General features: G+C 74.1%; 17 protein-coding genes. 7 read left to right on the top strand and 10 right to left on the bottom strand.

The window, feature by feature from the left end; genetic code table 11:
• The first annotated feature begins 13 nt into the window (after window positions 1-13).
• The 3 genes from E4U92_RS26050 to E4U92_RS26040 all read left to right on the top strand — a co-directional run bounded on the left by E4U92_RS26050 (window position 14) and on the right by E4U92_RS26040 (window position 2,645).
• Window positions 14-694: a hypothetical protein gene (locus E4U92_RS26050; RefSeq protein ID WP_137302908.1), complete on the top strand. Its 681-nt coding sequence runs from the start codon at window positions 14-16 to the stop codon at window positions 692-694.
• 194 nt (window positions 695-888) lie between these two features.
• Window positions 889-2,133: an NlpC/P60 family protein gene (locus tag E4U92_RS26045; RefSeq protein ID WP_168725197.1), complete on the top strand. Its 1,245-nt coding sequence runs from the start codon at window positions 889-891 to the stop codon at window positions 2,131-2,133.
• Between the two features lie 86 nt (window positions 2,134-2,219).
• Complete coding sequence (locus E4U92_RS26040) at window positions 2,220-2,645, top strand: hypothetical protein (protein ID WP_229863286.1); 426 nt, start codon at window positions 2,220-2,222, stop codon at window positions 2,643-2,645.
• A 129-nt stretch (window positions 2,646-2,774) separates the two neighbouring features.
• On the opposite strand, the gene E4U92_RS26035 is transcribed toward E4U92_RS26040, so the two are convergent.
• The 5 genes from E4U92_RS26035 to E4U92_RS26015 form a co-directional block, all read right to left on the bottom strand.
• Window positions 2,775-3,380 (bottom strand): amidohydrolase family protein, encoded by a 606-nt coding sequence (locus E4U92_RS26035; RefSeq protein WP_137302906.1) that lies wholly within the window; start codon window positions 3,378-3,380, stop codon window positions 2,775-2,777.
• Between the two features lie 7 nt (window positions 3,381-3,387).
• A complete protein-coding gene (mqnC, locus tag E4U92_RS26030; RefSeq protein ID WP_137302905.1) occupies window positions 3,388-4,602 on the bottom strand; it encodes a cyclic dehypoxanthinyl futalosine synthase in 1,215 nt (404 codons plus the stop codon).
• 78 nt (window positions 4,603-4,680) lie between these two features.
• Complete coding sequence (locus E4U92_RS26025) at window positions 4,681-5,403, bottom strand: prepilin peptidase (RefSeq protein WP_137302954.1); 723 nt, start codon at window positions 5,401-5,403, stop codon at window positions 4,681-4,683.
• Window positions 5,404-5,465: 62 nt separating this feature from the next.
• Window positions 5,466-7,307: a serine/threonine-protein kinase gene (locus E4U92_RS26020; protein WP_137302904.1), complete on the bottom strand. Its 1,842-nt coding sequence runs from the start codon at window positions 7,305-7,307 to the stop codon at window positions 5,466-5,468.
• A 71-nt stretch (window positions 7,308-7,378) separates the two neighbouring features.
• The gene (locus tag E4U92_RS26015) at window positions 7,379-8,227 is read right to left on the bottom strand and encodes a menaquinone biosynthetic enzyme MqnA/MqnD family protein (RefSeq protein WP_137302903.1); all 849 of its coding nucleotides are present in this window, start codon (window positions 8,225-8,227) and stop codon (window positions 7,379-7,381) included.
• Between the two features lie 298 nt (window positions 8,228-8,525).
• Here E4U92_RS26015 and E4U92_RS26010 point away from each other — a divergent pair, with 298 nt between their 5' ends.
• Window positions 8,526-8,729 (top strand): cold-shock protein, encoded by a 204-nt coding sequence (locus E4U92_RS26010; protein WP_067240544.1) that lies wholly within the window; start codon window positions 8,526-8,528, stop codon window positions 8,727-8,729.
• A 227-nt stretch (window positions 8,730-8,956) separates the two neighbouring features.
• On the top strand, window positions 8,957-9,406 hold the full coding sequence (locus E4U92_RS26005; protein ID WP_206666482.1) for a hypothetical protein: 450 nt from the start codon (window positions 8,957-8,959) through the stop codon (window positions 9,404-9,406).
• A 59-nt stretch (window positions 9,407-9,465) separates the two neighbouring features.
• On the opposite strand, the gene E4U92_RS26000 is transcribed toward E4U92_RS26005, so the two are convergent.
• Together E4U92_RS26000 and E4U92_RS25995 are read right to left on the bottom strand one after the other, a co-directional pair.
• The gene (locus E4U92_RS26000) at window positions 9,466-11,385 is read right to left on the bottom strand and encodes an AMP-dependent synthetase/ligase (RefSeq protein ID WP_137302901.1); all 1,920 of its coding nucleotides are present in this window, start codon (window positions 11,383-11,385) and stop codon (window positions 9,466-9,468) included.
• 245 nt (window positions 11,386-11,630) lie between these two features.
• A complete protein-coding gene (locus E4U92_RS25995; RefSeq protein ID WP_137302900.1) occupies window positions 11,631-12,917 on the bottom strand; it encodes an acetyl-CoA C-acetyltransferase in 1,287 nt (428 codons plus the stop codon).
• A gap of 117 nt (window positions 12,918-13,034) precedes the next feature.
• Between E4U92_RS25995 and E4U92_RS25990 the strand changes: the two genes are divergently transcribed.
• Entirely contained in the window at window positions 13,035-14,405 is a 1,371-nt protein-coding gene (locus E4U92_RS25990; RefSeq protein ID WP_137302899.1) for a 3-oxoacyl-ACP reductase, read from the top strand.
• Window positions 14,405-15,316, top strand: coding sequence for a MaoC family dehydratase (locus tag E4U92_RS25985; protein ID WP_137302898.1), 912 nt, complete (start codon window positions 14,405-14,407; stop codon window positions 15,314-15,316). The genes E4U92_RS25990 and E4U92_RS25985 overlap by 1 nt, the downstream gene beginning before the upstream one ends.
• A gap of 110 nt (window positions 15,317-15,426) precedes the next feature.
• Here the strand turns inward: E4U92_RS25985 and E4U92_RS25980 are convergent, their stop codons facing one another.
• From E4U92_RS25980 to E4U92_RS25970, 3 genes are all read right to left on the bottom strand, one after another.
• Entirely contained in the window at window positions 15,427-16,095 is a 669-nt protein-coding gene (locus E4U92_RS25980) for a TetR/AcrR family transcriptional regulator (RefSeq protein WP_137302897.1), read from the bottom strand.
• 59 nt (window positions 16,096-16,154) lie between these two features.
• Window positions 16,155-16,457 carry a DUF4229 domain-containing protein gene (locus E4U92_RS25975; protein ID WP_137302896.1) on the bottom strand — a complete coding sequence of 101 codons (303 nt, stop codon included), beginning with the start codon at window positions 16,455-16,457 and terminating at the stop codon, window positions 16,155-16,157.
• Between the two features lie 98 nt (window positions 16,458-16,555).
• Window positions 16,556-17,080 (bottom strand): GNAT family N-acetyltransferase, encoded by a 525-nt coding sequence (locus E4U92_RS25970; RefSeq protein ID WP_137302895.1) that lies wholly within the window; start codon window positions 17,078-17,080, stop codon window positions 16,556-16,558.
• Window positions 17,081-17,089: the final 9 nt, after the last annotated feature.

Below are 17,089 nucleotides of genomic sequence, written 5' to 3'. Positions count from 1 at the left end.
GCGAGGTAAGTCGATGATCTCCAGACGCAGTCTGCTGCGCGCCGCCGCAGGAACCGGTGTGCTCGCCGTGGCGGCGGGCCCGTTGACCACTCCCGCGTCCGCCGGCACACCCGCCGCGAAGGGACAGTGGACCGGTGACGTGTCCGCCAACGGCTGGCGGATCGACCCCACCGCCGTCGCCGTCCACCCGGTCGAGGGCTCGGCGACCTCGCTCGCCCTGCGGTGTGGTCCCGCCGCCACCGTACTCCTGCATGTGGTCCGCCGATGGCACTACGAGATCGCCCCGCTGGACACCGGTGAGGGCGGCGGTGCCACCGGCCACACGACCGGGCGTGCCGTCGGCGCTGACTTCGAGTCCAACCACCTCTCCGGCACCGCCGTCGCCCTGCACCCCACCGCCTACCCGCTCGCCGGCAGCGAGGGACTCTGGCCGCATCAGGAGGCGATCGTGCGGGACATCCTCGCCGACTGCGACGGCGTGGTCGTCTGGGGCGGCGACCTCACCCCGGTGAAGGCCTCCCACTTCCACATCGCCACCCGCCCCGGCGACAGGGCACTGAACCGCACCGCGGCCCGCCTGGACACCAGCCGGCGCACGACATCCCGTGCCCAGAGCCCGGGCAGGGTCGCCGACCCGGCCAGCCCTTCGCGCCTCGCGCAGGCCCGGCGCCTGCGGCTCAGCCGGTCCGGCTGAGCCGGGACGCGGCGCCGACACCCGATGAGGAGACGAGGGACGAGATGAGACCGAGTACGCAAGGCGGCGGCAGACGAAGGCCGTTCGACCGCACGCGGCCTCTGCGACTCCTGCTCGCCGCAGTCATAACGGCAGCCTGTCTGGGCCTGCCGATCACGACGACGGAAGCCGCAGCGACGGCACCGGCGAGCGCCGTGGCAGTAGCGCCGGCGGCGGTCGGTGAGGGCCGTTCTGCGGCGGGCGAAGGCCAACCCGCCGCAACCGCCGCTACCGCGGCCAGTGCCTCCGCCACCGCCGAGACCTGCGCCCCGCTGAAGGCGGGCGCGAGTATCGCCGCCGAGGACGCGGTGCGGGTCGCCTGCCGCTACGTCGGCCTGAGCTACGCCTGGGGCGGCGGCCACGCGGAGGGCCTGCCCGGCCCGAGCCAGGGCATGATCGACGCGACCGACCCGCGGTCCTACGGAGACCCCGGCATCTGGAGTTTCGACTGCATCGGACTGGTCCGCTGGGCCTGGTACAAGGCGACCCGTCAGGACATCATCAGCGAGCGCACCACGCAGTCGACCTGGCAGAACCCGGGCTACCCGCACACGCGGTTCACCAAGGAGCAGGGCGAGGCCCCGCTACTGCCCGGCGACATCCTCTACTTCGGTACAAACATCACGCACGTCGCGCTCTACCTCGGCGGCGGCAAGGTCGTCGAGGCGCCCAACTCGGGTGACGTCATACGGGTCACGGACGCCAAGTGGGACCGCTATCAGGGCGCGTTCCGGCCGCACACCAACGGCGTGTTCCCGGTGTGGGAGTACGACGGGCTCGGCAAGCACGTGAAGACCTGGGGCCAGCCCAACCTGCGCGGTGACTCGCACACCGGCAGCGAGGTCAGATGGCAGATCAGGAACGGCATTTCGGTCGCCGTACGGGCGCTGTGCCAGCGGGTCGGCGAACGGGTCACCGTCGACGGCATGGTCAACAACGTCTGGACGTATCTGCCGGACTACCGCAGCTGGGTCAGCAACCTGTTCTTGCAGGGCCCGGCGATCATGCCCGGTGTGCCGTCGTGCGGCGAGTACTCCAGTGTAGGAGGCAGCCTGAACGGCGCCGAGTCCAACACCTCCTGCGGCGACGGCACCGAGCCGAACTCCCAGGGCGGCTGGACGGCCAAGTCGGCGACCGTGTGGGGCCGTACCGTCGAACTTCGTTACAACAGCACGACCGCGTGCGCCTGGGGCCGCATCGTCGGCGGCACGATCGGCGACGAGATCTGGGTCGACCGCAGCAGCGACGGCGGTGACACCTGGGAGCCGATGCTCGGCTACACGGCCGTCACCTCCGGCGGCGACGCCTACACCACCCAGTGGAACGACGACGGACTGGTGATGCGTGCCTGCGGCACCAACGGCAAGGGCGGCACGATCGCATGCACCGGCTGGTTCTGACCCGGCGTCCCCTCCGCCCACTCCCTTCACCTTCTCCCGCGCGCGGCCCGGACAGTCGCGCCCCACACAGGACAGAGGTCTCCCCGATGAACTCCACTTCCACGAAGAAGCGTCTCACCACACGCATCGGCTCCGGGCTGCGCTCTCGTGCCGCCACCGTCGTCGGTGCGACCGCTCTCGCCGTCACCGGCACGCTCGCCGGCACGGCGGGCACCGCCCACGCCGACGGCCACGGGAAGGGCTGGTACGCCGTGTGGGGGACGAACGTCAACCTCCGCACCGGTGGCGAGGAGTGCCAGCTCCGGCCGGGCACGGTCAACTGCTTCCGGGTCGTCAACCAGGTCAGCGCCCCCGAGGCGGTATACGTCTACTGCCAGTCGTACGGCATCGAGAGCGTGGGCGGCAACCCGTACTGGCTGTGGGTCATGCCGACCCACGGCGAGCGCGGCTACATGTCGAGCTACTACATCGACAACGTGACCAACTGGATCGACGGCGTTCCCGAGTGCTGATCCGGCACGGCACGGGCCTTCACGGGCCGTGACGCTCCCGAGGGCCGCCGCCTGCTCCACGTGGCGGTCCTCGGGCCGGCGTCACGACCGCCGCGTCCGGGGCGCGCGCCGGATTGTCCCTGCGCGCGCTCAGCGCCCGCGGTACACCAGCCGGCCGTCGACCACGGTCGCCACGCACGTGCCCGCCCCGCGTTCCGCCAGCTCGTCCTCGTCGCGCACGTCGAACACGGCGAAGCGGGCGGCGCTCCCCCGCACCCGGGGCGGCGGGAACTCGACGGGCAGGCCCGAGGCGTACGGGTCGAGCGACGGCGTCCCGCCGGGGCGCCCGGTGCGTCCCACCACGCCGATCCCGGTGCGCCGTACGGCGTCCCGCACCGCGCGGTTGCGCAGGTCCTCGCAGGCCGCCGCGACCGTGCCGTGCGCCAGCATCCGCTGCACCCCGCGCCGGGCGCTGGCGCCCCAACGGGCGTCGTCAGGGGCGAGGTTCGCGAGCGCGTCGCCGGTCAGCGGCTCGGTGCCCAGGGCATCGGCCTCACGCGGGTCCGGGTGGTACGCCTGCTCCAGCAGCTCCGTGCCGTGGAGGTTGACCAGCCCGGGCGTGAGGATGCCGGGCCACTCCCGCACGCGTGCGTGCGGGTGCGCCGCGACCACGTCCGCCAGGGGCCCGGCGTCCGCGATCCACTCGCCCCGCACGGCGAGCGCGTGCCCGCGCGCGTCGGTGTGGATCGTCAGCACGGACCGCTCAGTTGGACGCGAGGAGCTTCAGCTCCGGGTGGGCCGTGCCGCCCTCGATGGCGGTGGAGGAGATGTGGGAGACCACGCGGTCGTCGACGGGGTCGTTCGCCGGGTCGTCGTGCACGACGAGGTGCTCGTACGTCGTCGAGCGCTGGGCCGGCACGCGTCCCGCCTTGCGGATCAGGTCGATGATCTCCAGGCGGTTGGAGCGGTGCCTGGCGCCGGCCGAGGAGACGACGTTCTCCTCCAGCATGATCGAGCCGAGGTCGTCCGCGCCGTAGTGCAGGGACAGCTGGCCGATCTCCTTGCCGGTCGTCAGCCAGGAGCCCTGGATGTGACGGACGTTGTCGAGGAACAGGCGGGCGATGGCGATCATCCGCAGGTACTCGAAGATCGTCGCCTGGGTGCGGCCCTTGAGGTGGTTGTTCTCGGGCTGGTAGGTGTACGGGATGAAGGCCCGGAAGCCCCCGGTGCGGTCCTGCACGTCGCGGATCATCCGCAGGTGCTCGATGCGCTCGGCGTTGGTCTCGCCGGTGCCCATCAGCATGGTCGAGGTGGACTCCACGCCCAGCCGGTGCGCGGTCTCCATGATCTCCAGCCAGCGCTCGCCGCTCTCCTTCAGCGGGGCGATGGCCTTGCGCGGCCGCTCGGGCAGCAGTTCGGCGCCCGCGCCGGCGAAGGAGTCCAGTCCGGCCTCGTGGATGCGGGTGATGGCCTCCTCGACCGACACCCCGCTGATCCGGGCCATGTGCTCGACCTCGGAGGCGCCCAGCGAGTGGATCACGAGCTGCGGGAAGGCCTCCTTGATGGCCCGGAAGTGCGACTCGTAGTACTCGACGCCGTAGTCCGGGTGGTGGCCGCCCTGGAACATGATCTGCGTGCCGCCGAGTTCGACGGTCTCGGCGCAGCGCCGCAGGATGTCGTCGAGGTCGCGCGTCCAGCCCTTGGCCGTGTCCTTGGGGGCGGCGTAGAAGGCGCAGAACTTGCACGCCGTGACGCACACGTTCGTGTAGTTGATGTTCCGCTCGATGATGTACGTCGCGATGTGCTCGGTCCCCGCGTACAGGCGGCGGCGCACGGCGTCGGCGGCGGCGCCCAGCGCGTGCAGGGGCGCGTCGCGGTAGAGGACGAGCGCCTCCTCGGGGGTGATCCGCCCACCGGCGGCGGCACGGTCGAGGACGGCTGTGACATCGATGGGGGTGAGGTCGGCCTTCTCGGTCACCGGCGTCCCTTTCGCAAGGTTCACAAGGGTTGTGGACGGACTGAGCCAGCCTACGCCAGCCCGCTCGGGCGCCCGAGGTCAGGCCGCACCGGCGCCGATCAGGAGGCCCGTGAGCGTCCCGGCGAGCAGGAACGGCCCGAACGGGATCACCGTCCTGCGGTCCGCCCGCCGCGCCAGCACCAGGGCCCCGCCGTACAGGGCGCCGAGGACGAACGCGGCGAGCGTGCCGAGCATCACCGTCGCCCAGCCGTACCAGCCGAGCACCGCCCCCGCCCCGAGCGACAGCTTCACGTCGCCGAAGGCCATCCCGGAGGGGTTGAGGAGGTGCAGCAGCAGGTAGGCGCCGCCGAGGGCGGCCGCGCCGAGCAGGGCCGTCGGCCAGTCCCCGGCGTGCTCCGGCAGCACGGCGGCCGCGCCGAGCAGCGCGAGGGCGACCACCGGGAACGGCAGGGTGAGCGGGTCCGGCAGCCGCTGCACCGCCAGGTCGACGGCCGCGAGCAGCACGCCCACGGGCGCGAGCAGCAGCCAGACCGCGAGCTCGGGCCGCGTCCCGGTCGCGGCGGCGAGCACCGCGCAGAGCAGGGCGGTGACGACGGCGAACGGAAGGGGGCGGGGGCCGTACGCCGTCGCGCCGCACGGTGCGCACCGCGCCGGTCCGAGCCAGCCCCGGATCGGGTGCCCGGCGGGACACGCGTCCCGCCAGCCGTACCCCGCGCCCTCCTCCGTCTCCCCCTGCGTCCCCTCCGGTTCCGGCTCCGGCAGCGGCACGGAGAACCGGTGGGCCGGGCGCGGCAGCAGCATCCCGGCCCCCGCTCCCCACAGCGCGGCGGCCAGCACCAGGAGCAGGTCGAGGGGCACGCCGGTCACCGGACCCGGGCCATCCGGGCGACGGGCTCGCCCTCCGCCGCGCTGTCCGAGCGGTACGTCAGGTCGTCGCCGGTCGGCACGAGCCGCACGGTGTGCGGGGTGGGGTTGCAGCCGCTGTGGTTGGACGCGGCGCCGGCCGAGGCGGCCACCACCTCGCTCGCGGAGACCTGCTTCAGCGTGAGCAGGTCGACGCAGACCGAGCCCAGCACGTCCGTCTGGCGCAGCTCGCCGATCCTCTGGCCCACGGTCGCCCGGTGGAGCGTCACCCGGAACGTCCCCATGGGCAGCGTCCCCCCGAGTCCGCTGCCCTCGCCCTCCCAGGTGCCGACGTACCGGGCGGGCAGCGCTCCGCCGGGACCGCCGGAAGCCGTGGGTGCCGGACTGTACTCGCCCGGGCTCGACGGGCCGGGACCGGACGGGCCCGTGCTCGCACCTGGCGTGCCGGTGTCGGCCGCCGGGGGCGACGACTGCGCGCCCGCGGCGCCGCTGTCGCGGTCGTCGCCGGGCACCAGGTCGAAGACGACGGCCGACCCCAGCGTCACGGCGGCCAGCGCCCCGGCCACGGCGAGCGCGACCGTGCAGCTCAGCCGTCGCCCGCGCCCGCCGTCCCCGGGCGCCACCCCGGCGGCGACGGTGACGGACACCTTGCCGGGCCTGTCGCCCCGCGGCGCCGGTACGACGGTGGAGGCACCACCGCCGGGCGGCCCCGCCGGCGCGTCCGCGGACGTCCGGGACCCGGGCATCACCGGCGCGGGCCCGAACGTGCCGTGGGCCGCGGCCAGGTCGGCGGCCGGGTCCGTCCCCCGGCCGCCCGTCGCGGTCGCCGGGTCCGATGCCACCGACTCCACCGGTTCCACCGACTCCACCGACTCCACCGCCACCCCGTCGAAGCCGACGGGTCCCGACGCCGTCGGCGCGGCGCCCGGGCCGGTGGCCGCCGCCTCCAGGTTCAGGAGCTGGACGGCGCTGCGGCCCACCTGTTCCACCAGCGGCCCCGGCAGCCAGCCGGCCGTCACCAGCCGGGCCGCGCCCTGCGGGGCGAGCCGCCGGGCCGCCTCGGCGGGGGTGGGCCGCGCGGCCGGGTCCTTGGCCAGGCACGCCTCGACGACGTCCCGCAGCTCGCCCGGGGCCAGCTCCCCCAGCTCCGGCTGCTCGTGGACGACCTTGTAGAGGAGCGCGGCCGAGGTGTCCCCGCGGAAGGGCGGCGCGCCGGCCGCCGCGTACGCCAGGACGGCGCCCAGGGAGAAGACGTCGGCCGCGCCGGAGGCGCCCCTGCCGAGGATCTGCTCGGGGGCCATGTAGCCGGGCGAGCCGACGGAGACGCCCGTGGAGGTGAGGGACGCCGTGCCGTCGGTGGCGCGGGCGATGCCGAAGTCGATCAGCAGGGGGCCGTCCATGGTGAGCAGCACGTTGGACGGCTTGACGTCGCGGTGCACGAGGCCCAGGTCGTGCACGGCGGTCAGCGCTTCGGCGAGGCCCGCGCCCAGCACCCGTACGGTGTGCCCGGGCAGCGGCTGCCCGTGCGGGCCGACCGCGGCGGCCAGGGACGGCCCGGCCGCGTAGGCCGTGGCGACCCAGGGCACCGCGGCGTCCGGGTCGGCGTCCAGCACCGGCGCGGTCCAGGCGCCGCCCACCCGGCGTGCCGCGTCCACCTCGCGGCGGAAGCGGGCGCGGAACTCCTCGTCGAGCGCGAAGTGCGGGTGCACGATCTTCACGGCGACCGTGCGCCCGCCCGCGCTGCGCCCCAGGTAGACCCGGCCCATGCCGCCGGCCCCGAGCCGGCCGAGCAGCCGGTAGGGCCCGACGACCACGGGCTCGTCCGCTCCGAGCGGCTGCATGCCGTCCACCCCTCCCCCGTACGGCGCCCCGTGCGACCGCGCGCGGCGCCCTGTGAGAACTCAGAGGCAGGTTACGGCCGCAGCAGTTCCACCCTCACGTCCGCCGGGAAACCCGTCGTGGGGCCGACCCGGCGGGCGAACTCGGTCACGGCCTCCAGCTGGGGCGCGCCGAACCGGAAGTCGAGGGTGGTGAAGTACCGCTCGAGGACCTTCTCGTCGAACGCCTCCCAGCGGGCCGCCTGTTCGGCGACCTTGCCGACCTCCTCCAGGGAGAGGTTGCGGGAGGCGAGGAAGGCCTCGTGGACCTTGCGCGTGATGAGCGGCTCGCGCTCCAGGTAGTCGCGGCGTGCCGCCCACACCGCGAAGACGAACGGCAGCCCGGTCCACTCCTTCCACAGCGCGCCCAGGTCGTGGACGGTCAGGCCGTAGCGGGGGCCGTCGAGCAGGTTGGCCCGCAGCGCGGCGTCGCCGATGAGGACGGCGGCCTCGGCCTCCTGCATCATCAGGCTGAGGTCGGGCGGGCAGGTGTAGTACTCCGGCGTGACGCCGTAGCGGTCGGCCAGCAGGAGCTGCGCCAGGCGCACGGAGGTGCGGGAGGTGGAGCCGAGGGCGACGCGGGCGCCGTCCAGTCGCTCCAGGGGGACCTGCGAGACGATCACGCAGCTCATCACCGGGCCGTCGCAGCCGACGGCGATGTCGGGGAAGGCGACCAGCTCGTCGGCGTGCTTGAGGAACTCGACCAGGGTGATCGGCCCGATGTCGAGGTCTCCCTGCACCAGCTGCTCGCTGAGCTTCTCCGGGGTGTCCTTCGTCAGCTCGAAGTCGAGGAGCGTGCCCGTTCTCGCGAGCCCCCAGTAGAGGGGCAGGCAGTTCAGGAACTGGATGTGGCCGACGCGCGGCCGGGTGCGAGAATTGTCCACATCGCGAGGCTAGACCCCATCCGGTAGGCTGCGAGCTTCGCCCCCCGCCGTCGGGCGCCGTCAACCACTCGGCCACGGTTCAAACATCCGAGTGATGTGATCTTGACCCCTGTTGCTTTCGGCTGCCTGCGTGCTAGGCTCGCCGCAAGTTGCAGTTTGGTTTCCCTTGCAGTACAGAGCCTGCGGAGCATGTGACCGCGGGCTCTCGTCGTTTTCAGACATACGCAGTTGTGCAGAACATCGTCTTCACACTTGCTGGTTCTGGAGCAGGGCAACCCTTTGGGCCCAAGGAGGGCTTATGGCTACCGGAACCGTTAAGTGGTTCAACGCCGAAAAGGGCTTTGGCTTCATCGCCCAGGAAGGCGGCGGCCCGGACGTCTTCGTCCACTACTCCGCGATCAACTCGACCGGCTTCCGGTCGCTCGAGGAGAACCAGCAGGTGTCCTTCGACGTCACGCAGGGCCCGAAGGGCCCGCAGGCGGAGAACGTCACCCCCGTCTGATCCGGGTCTGATCAGGCCCTGAGCACAGACTCCGAGTGCAGTACCCAAGGAGCCCCGCGCCACCAGGCGACGGGGCTCCTGCCTTTGCACGGGCCTCCCGCGGAGCGGGCCTGCCTCGGCCCCTCCCGTCGTCCGGGCGGCTCCACCGTTCGGCCCCGTCCGTCCGGGCGATGTTCCGCCGACGCCCTGTTCGAGGAGGCCCTGGAACGGCTTACGAGCTGAGCGCGGTGATCGCGGGCGAGGAGGTCCTGCGCGCGGCCACCCGCATGGTGCCTGCCGCCCGTGCGGCGGCGCTCGGGCAGGGCCTGTCGCTGCTGCCGATGACGGAGACCCTGTTCCACGCCGTCGCGGGCAGCCTCGGCAGGGGTGCCCTGGGCTTCCGGGAGGTGCCCGAAGGGTTCGACCGGGTGCTCGCCGACTGGTCGGCCGGTGGGCCGGTGGCCTACGTGGAAGCCGAGTACTTCGGCGGTGTGGGCGAGCAGCGGGCGGCCGTCTGGGAGAGCGGCGCCCTCGTCCTGGGTCCGCTCCGGGTCGAGGAGGGTGAGCCGTTCCCGTCGGCCGGCAGTCCGATCTCCCGGGCGCTGCGCCGGCTGGGGGTCGCAGCGCGGGCCGGCGAGGACGAGTTCTCCGCCGTCGGGTTGCACCGGCACCGGGACAGCGGGGACTGGGTGGCCTGACGGGGCGGCCGGTCCCGGAGGCGCGCTGCCTGGGGACCGGACCGACACGCGCCGCCCCTTCACTGCGGCGGATACAGCCCCTCCACCACGTCCGCGAAGTCCCGGAGGATCTGGTCGCGGCGGAGTTTCATCGACGGGGTGAGGTGGCCGGACTCCTCCGTGAAGTCCGCCGGGAGCACGGCGAAGCGGCGGATCGACTCGGGGCGGGAGACGAGCTTGTTCGCCTCGTCCAGGGCCCTTTGCAGGACCTCCTTCAGGTCGTCGTCGTCCAGGAGCAGTTCGGCGGGGACCGGATGCTTGCCGTTCATCCGCCGCCAGTGGGTGATGCCGTCGGGGTCGAGGGTGATCAGGGCGCAGACGTAGGGGCGGCCGTCGCCGACGAGCATCACCTGCGAGATCAGCGGGTGGGAGCGCAGCCAGTTCTCCAGCGGGGCGGGCGCCACGCTCTTGCCGCCCGCGGTGATGATCATCTCCTTCTTGCGGCCGGTGATCGTCAGGTAGCCCTCGTCGTCCAGTTCCCCGAGGTCACCGGTCGCCAGCCAGCCGTCGCGGGCCGCCGGGACCACCCCGCCGGCCGCCGGGTCCCAGTAGCCGCGCAGCACGTGGTCGCCGGCGAGCAGGATCTCGCCGTCGGCGGCGATGCGCACCCGGGTGCCGGGCAGCGGCCAGCCGACGGTGCCGAGGCGGGGCTTGAGGGGCGGGGTGACCGTGGACGCGCCGGTCGTCTCGGTCAGGCCGTACCCCTCGTAGATCTCGATGCCCGCGCCCAGGTAGAAGGCGGCCAGGCGGCGGCCGAGCGGGGAGCCGCCGCAGATGGCGTGCCGGACGCGGCCGCCCATGGCGTTGCGGATCCGCCGGTAGACCAGCGGGTCGTAGAACGTGCGGGCGGCCCGCAGGGTGGCGCCGGGCCCCGGTCCGGTGCCGGTCTTGTGGGCCTCGACCGCCTCCCCGTAGCGGCGCGCGACGGCGGCCGCGCGGTCGAAGGCGGACAGCCGGCCGCCCGCCTCGGCCCGGGCGCGCGCGGTGTTGAAGATCTTCTCCAGCATGTACGGGATGGCCAGCAGGCAGGTGGGGCGGAAGGCGGCCAGGTCGGGCAGCAGGTCGGCGGACTTCAGGCTGGGCGCGTGGCCCAGCCGCACCCGGGCGCGCAGGCAGGCGATGGCCACCATGCGGCCGAACACGTGGGACAGGGGCAGGAAGAGCAGCACGGACAGGTCGTCGCCGCCCGCCCGGAAGACCGGGTGGAGGAGTTCGATGGCGTTGTCGACCTCGGCGAAGAAGTTGCCGTGGGTGAGCGCGCAGCCCTTGGGCCGGCCCGTCGTGCCGGAGGTGTAGATGAGGGTGGCGAGGGTGTCGGGGCCCAGCACGCCCCGGCGCACGGACACCTCGCCGTCCGTCACGTGCGCCGCGCCGACCTCGCCCAGCCGGTCGAGGTGCCCCTTGTCCATGACCCACACGTGCCGCAGGTCGGGGATGCGGTCGCGCTCCGGGCCCAGCGCGGCGGCCTGGGCGACGGTCTCGGTGACCAGGGCGACCGCGCCGGAGTCCTGGAGGATCCAGCGGGTCTGGAACACGGACGAGGTCGGGTAGACGGGCACGGTGACCAGCCCGGCCGCCCAGGCGGCGAAGTCCAGCAGGGTCCACTCGTACGTGGTGCGCGCCATGATGGCGATGCGGTCGCCGGGCACCAGCCCCTCGGCGATCAGCCCCTTGGCCAGGGCGAGCACCTGCGCCGCGAAGTGCTCGGCCGTGACGTCGCTCCAGCTCCCGTCCGGCCACCTGCGGCTGAGGGCGACCGCGTCCGGCGCGGCGGAGGCGTTGTCGAAGGGCAGGTCGGCGAGCGAGCCGTGCCGCACCGGCTGCGCGAAGGCCGGTACGGACGCCTCCCGCACGACCCCGTCCAGGCGCAGCGTCTCGGGCTGGACGAGGGTGGGGGAAGCCGTGTCGTAGTCGGCGGAGGTGGGGTGTGCGATGGACACGGGCGGCTCCCTGGGCGTGCAGCGACGAGAACTGCTTGCTGCCTGAACTACGTGCCTCGTGCGGCGAGGCGTTCACCGCGGTACGTCCCGCAAAGGTGTTACCGCCGGTCAGCCAGTGGATCGTACGGGCCTGACGTGAGCGTGCTGTGAGGTTTCCGGGTTGCTCCGGGGCCGGGGCTGTGCATTCTTGCGGATCATGTGAGTGACCCTCAGGTATGCCGCCCCGGGGCGCCCGTGCACCGGGCTCAGTCCCGCTCCAGCACCGCCGTCACGCCCTGTCCGCCGGCCGCGCACACGGAGATCAACCCCCGCCCCGGGCCGCCCCGTTCGGCGAGCAGCTTGGCCAGCGTGGCGACGATGCGGGCGCCGGTCGCCGCGAAGGGGTGCCCGGTGGCCAGCGAGGAGCCGGCGACGTTGAGCCGGTCCCGGTCGACCGGGGCCAGGCCGCGCTTCTCCCAGGCCGCGAGGGTGGCCAGCACCTGGGAGGCGAACGCCTCGTGGATCTCGACCAGGTCGAAGTCCTCGATGCCGTACCCGGCGCGCTCCAGCATGCGCGGCACCGCGTACGCGGGCGCCATCAGCAGGCCGTCCTCGCCGCCGGCCACGTCGCCGTGCACGAAGTCGACGGCCGCCGTGGCGTACGCGGTCAGGTACGCGAGGGGGCGCAGGCCGCGCGCCTCGGCCCACTCCTCCGAGGCCAGCAGCACGACCGCGGCGCCGTCCGTCAGCGGGGTCGAGTTGCCCGCGGTCATCGTCGGGTCGGGGCCGTCGAGGCCGAACACCGGCTTCAGGCGGGCGAGTTTCTCCACCGTCGAGTCCGGGCGCAGGTTCTGGTCGCGCTCCAGGCCGCGGAAGGGGACGACCAGGTCGTCGAAGAAGCCCCGCTCGTAGGCGGCGGCCAGCCGGCGGTGGCTGGTGGCCGCCAGTTCGTCCTGGGCCGCGCGGCCGATGCCCCAGGCGCGGGCGGTCACCGCCGCGTGCTCGCCCATCGACAGGCCGGTACGCGGCTCGGCGTTGCGGGGGATGTCGGGGACGAGGTGGGCGGGGCGGATCCGGGCGAGCGCCTTGAGCCGGTCGCCGGTGGAACGGGCACGGCGGGCCTCCAGCAGGATGCGCCGGAGCCGGTCGTTGACGCCGAGGGGTGCGTCGCTCGCCGTGTCCGCGCCGCCCGCGACCGCCGCCTCGGTCTGCCCGAGGGCGATCTTGTTGGCGGCGGCGACGACGGCCTGCAGACCGGTGCCGCACGCCTGCTGGACGTCGTACGCCGGGGTGCGCGGGTCCAGGGCCGAGCCGAGGACGGTCTCGCGGGCCAGGTTGAAGTCCCGGCTGTGCTTGAGGACGGCGCCGGCCACCACCTCGTCCACGGCGCCCGGCCCGCGCAGCCCGAAGCGGTCGGCGAGCCCGTCCACCGCCGCGGTGAGCAGGTCCTGGTTGGACGCGGTGGCGTAGGGGCCGTCGGAGCGGGCGAACGGGACACGACTCCCGCCGATGATCGCCACACGCCGGGCCCGGGGCGGTTGCACGGGGCTCATCTCGACCTGCTCCTCATGGTCACGTAGCATTACCTCCGGTAACCTTACTCCAGAGTAAGGACTGGGGTAAGACACGGGGAAATGACAACGCGCCAGGAACACCGGGGAGTTACGGACATGGCCGACCGCTATCTGAGCCTCACCAGCACGGCGCCCGGCCGTTTCCTCACCCGCCGGCTGGGGCTGCCCCAGCCGGCCGCCCTGCACCGCTGGTCCCCCGACCGCCCCGCCCTCGACGGCCCCCTGCTGCACCTCACCGCCGGCCCCTCCGCCCTCGACCTCGCGCCCGTGCTCGCACGGACGGGGCTGACCGTCGCGACGCGGCGGCCGGAGGGCGCGGCCGGCGATCCGGGCGCCGGTGGCACCCGCCCGGCCACCGACGATGCCGCCCGCCCGGCCGCCGTCGTCCTCGACGCCACCGGGGTCCGGGACGTCGACACGCTCGCCGGGGTGCACGCGGCCCTCCACCCGGTCGTCCGGTCCGTCGCCCCGAGCGGGCGGGTCGTCGTCCTCGGGGCACCGCTCGACCCGGCCGACCACCACCAGTCGGCCGCCCAGCAGGCCCTGGAGGGCTTCACCCGGTCGCTCGGCAAGGAGATCGGCGGGGGCAGGACCGTGAACCTGGTCCGGCTCACCGACGCGGACGCCGCCTGGTCCACCCTCCACTTCCTGCTCTCCCCCAGGTCGGCCTACGTCAGCGGCCAGGTGATCGACGTCCGCGCGGCGGCCGGCCCCGCCACGCCGGCCGACCCCGCCCGCCCGCTCGACGGCCGCACCGCCCTGGTCACCGGGGCCGCCCGGGGCATCGGCGCGGCCGTCGCCGAGACGCTGGCCCGCGACGGCGCCCGGGTCGTCGTCCTCGACGTGCCGCAGGCCGCACAGGACGCCCGGCGCCTGGCCGACCGCCTCGGCGGCGCCGCCCTCACCCTGGACATCACGGCCGCCGACGCGGGCGAGCGGATCGCCGCCGAACTCCCCGGCGGACTCGACGTCCTGGTCCACAACGCCGGTGTCACGCGCGACCGGCGGCTGGTCAACATGCCCGCCGAGCGCTGGAGTTCGGTGCTCGACGTCAACCTCGCGAGCGTGCTGCGCACCACGGACGCCCTGCTCGCCGAGGGCACGCTGCGCCCGGGGGGCCGGATCGTCGCCACCGCCTCCATCGCGGGGCTCGCGGGCAACGCCGGACAGACCAACTACGGGGCGAGCAAGGCCGGGATCGTCGGTCTCGTGCGCTCCCTGGCCCCCCGCGCGCTGGTCGAGCACGGCGTGACGGTGAACGCGGTCGCGCCGGGCTTCATCGAGACGCGGATGACGGCCGCGATCCCGCTGCTCATCCGCGAGGCGGGCCGCCGGATGAACTCCCTGGCCCAGGGCGGACTGCCGGTGGACGTCGCCGAGACCACCGCCTGGCTGGCGCACCCCGCGTCCGGCGCGGTCAACGGACAGGTCGTGCGGGTCTGCGGCCAGAGCCTGCTGGGGGCGTGATGACCACCACGGACCCCTCGACGCCGCCCACCCGCCCGGCCCCCGGCACGGCCGGTCCCCCGCTGGGCCTGCTGCTCGCGCGCGGGGCGCTGCTCTCCCCCTTCAAGCGCCCCCGCGCCGACGCCGGACACCCGCGGGAGCCGGTCGTGCTGCCCGGCCTGCGCATCGACCGGACGCGGCTGGCCGCCTACGAGCGGGTGTGCGGCTTCGCCCCCGGGGACGACGGGCTGCCGGTGACCTACCCGCACGTGCTCGGTTTCCCGTCGGCGATGCGGCTGATGAGCCGGCGGGACTTCCCGCTGCCGCTGCTCGGCCTGGTGCACACCTCGATCGACGTCACCCGGCACACCGCGCTCCCGGCCACCGAGCCGTACGACCTCGCCGTGCACGTCGAGGGACTGGCCCCGCACCGGCGCGGCACGCAGGCCACCGTGGCCACCGTCCTGCGCTCCGGCGGGCAGGCGGTGTGGGAGTCGCGCAGCACCTACCTGGCCCGGCACCGGACGGGCCCGCCCGCGGAGCGGTCGCCCTCCCCGGGCGGGGGCGACGCCGAGGAGGGCGCGCTGCCGGTCGTCGACGAGTGGCGGCTCTCGGGGGACGTCGGACGCCGGTACGGGGCCGCCTCCGGCGACCGCAACCCCATCCACCTGCACCCGCTCACCGCCCGCCTGTTCGGCTTCCCCCGGGCCATCGCGCACGGCATGTGGACCGTGGCGCGCTGTCTGGCCGCGCACGGCACCCCGGAGGCGGTCCGGGTGCACGCCGACTTCCGGGCGCCGGTCCTGCTGCCGGGCACGGTGGTGTTCGCGGCGGACGGCGGCCGGTTCACGCTGCGCGGACCCGGCGACGGCGGACGGCTGCACGTGAGCGGTCGGGTGGAGCGGCTCCCCGCACCGCGGGCCCGCGCCTGAGGCCGGCGCCGGAGGCCCGCGCCGGAGCTCGTGGGTCCCGCTCGTGGCCCCGCTCCTCGGGCCCGCTCCTGGGGCCCGCTCCTGGGGGCCGTGCCTGACGCGAGCGGCAGCTAGCCGCCCGGCCGGGTGAGCGGTTCCTCCTCCGGCGGGGACCACGGGCGGCCCGCCATCAGGTCGCCGAGGCCCGACCAGGCGAAGTTCATCAGGGTGGTGGCCGCCTGGCGGGCCGTGACGCCCTCGGTGGCGTTGGCCCAGGCGGCCAGGGACTCGGCGGCGCCCACCAGGGCCTCGGCCAGTCCGGCGACCTCCCGCTCGGGCAGGTCGGGGTTGCGGTGCGCCTCGCGGGCGGCGGCCGCGATGAGCTGGGTGACGAAGGTGACGATCTCGTCGCGCATCGCCGTGACCTCGGCCGCGAACACCTCGCCGTGGGTGCGGGCCTGGAGGTGCAGCACGGACCAGGCGTCCGGGTGCTGTGCGGTGTGCGCGAAGAACGCCCGCAGCCCGGCCCAGAGTTGGCGGTCGGCGGGCAGGTCGGTGCGGACACCGGCGCGGACCGCCGCGACGAGGGCGGTGGCCTCGCGGCGGATGCACGCGGTGAAGAGGTCTTCCTTGGAGTTCAGGTACAGGTACACCAACGGCTTGGACACGCCCGCGAGTTCGGCGATCTCGTCCATGGACGCGGCCATGTAGCCGCGCTGGCCGAAGGTCCGCACGGCGGCGTCCAGCATCTGCTGCTCACGGACCGCGCGCGGCATCCGCTTGGTCTTCACGGCACCCATGGGCCAAGAGTAGTTGCGCGGTGCCGCGGACCGACCCCTCCGGAAGCGGAGGGGAGCCCTCAGGAGGCGGTGCGCTGGGAGGCGGCGGCCTCGTCGACGGCCGCGTCCTCCTGGGAGCGGCTGGCGTCGAGGTTGGCCTTCATCCGGTCCACCCGGCGCACGACCGTCTCCGAGGCCCGGTCGCGCTCCTTGCGCAGCAGGACGAAGCTGAGGGGGGCCGAGATCACCAGCGAGAGCAGGACGACCCACATGCCGTTGGAGTCGCCGAGGCCGCGCGGGACGATCCCGGAGTAGACGAGACCCCAGACGACCACGAGGCAGCCCACGAAGATCCCGAGGCGCATCAGTGTGTAGCGGAGCATCTCAATCCAGTCTTCCGATTCCAAAAAGGGGCACCCTGGCAGCTTCCAGTGAAGCACGCCGTGGGACGGATCCCGGCAGGGGGTCCTGGGGCCTGCGGTCAGCGCAGCGGCAGCAGCATGATCACGTCGTCGCGGTCGTCGCCCGGGGCGACCCGGATGGCGTCCGGCACCCGGCCGACCTCCTTGTAGCCGCAGGAGCCGTAGAACCGCTCCAGGCCGAGCCCGCCCCGGCAGGTGAGCCGGATCGCCTCGATGCCCTCGATGCCGCGGGCCGCGTCCGCGGCGGCGGCGAGCAGGTCGCGGCCGTAGCCCTTGCCCTGGTGGCGCGGGTGGACCATGACCGTGTAGAGCCACAGCCAGTGGGTCATCAGCCGGTGCGTGTTGAGGGCGAGGAAGGCCGTCGCGGCGACCCGTCCGTCCTCGTCGTGCCCGACGAGCAGCCGGGTGCGGCCCTCCGCCATCGCGACCAGGTGCTTGACCAGCTCGGGCCGGACGACGTCCGGCGTCACCGGCGGCACGAACCCGACGGAGCCCCCGGCGTTGGACACGTCCGTCCACAGGCCGAGGACGCCGTCGCGCAGGGCGGGGGTGACGGCGGGGTCGAGCGTGAAAGTAAGGGACACGCTTGCATC

Source organism: Streptomyces galbus, from assembly GCF_005280195.1.
GTDB lineage: Bacteria > Actinomycetota > Actinomycetes > Streptomycetales > Streptomycetaceae > Streptomyces > Streptomyces galbus.
The sequence above is the reverse complement of the archived record's forward strand: the minus strand, read 5'-3'. Positions and strand labels throughout refer to the sequence as shown.

Bases quoted from the DNA above. Each gene is read 5' to 3' on its own strand.
- E4U92_RS26040 (WP_229863286.1), top strand. From the start codon at position 2,220: ATGAACTCCACTTCCACGAAGAAGCGTCTCACCACACGCATCGGCTCC.
- E4U92_RS25975 (WP_137302896.1), bottom strand. From the start codon at position 16,457: ATGCTCCGCTACACACTGATGCGCCTCGGGATCTTCGTGGGCTGCCTC.
- E4U92_RS25980 (WP_137302897.1), bottom strand. From the start codon at position 16,095: ATGGGTGCCGTGAAGACCAAGCGGATGCCGCGCGCGGTCCGTGAGCAG.
- E4U92_RS26050 (WP_137302908.1), top strand. From the start codon at position 14: ATGATCTCCAGACGCAGTCTGCTGCGCGCCGCCGCAGGAACCGGTGTG.
- E4U92_RS26010 (WP_067240544.1), top strand. From the start codon at position 8,526: ATGGCTACCGGAACCGTTAAGTGGTTCAACGCCGAAAAGGGCTTTGGC.
- E4U92_RS25985 (WP_137302898.1), top strand. From the start codon at position 14,405: ATGACCACCACGGACCCCTCGACGCCGCCCACCCGCCCGGCCCCCGGC.
- E4U92_RS26020 (WP_137302904.1), bottom strand. From the start codon at position 7,307: ATGCAGCCGCTCGGAGCGGACGAGCCCGTGGTCGTCGGGCCCTACCGG.
- E4U92_RS25990 (WP_137302899.1), top strand. From the start codon at position 13,035: ATGGCCGACCGCTATCTGAGCCTCACCAGCACGGCGCCCGGCCGTTTC.
- E4U92_RS25995 (WP_137302900.1), bottom strand. From the start codon at position 12,917: ATGAGCCCCGTGCAACCGCCCCGGGCCCGGCGTGTGGCGATCATCGGC.
- E4U92_RS26025 (WP_137302954.1), bottom strand. From the start codon at position 5,403: ATGCTGCTGCCGCGCCCGGCCCACCGGTTCTCCGTGCCGCTGCCGGAG.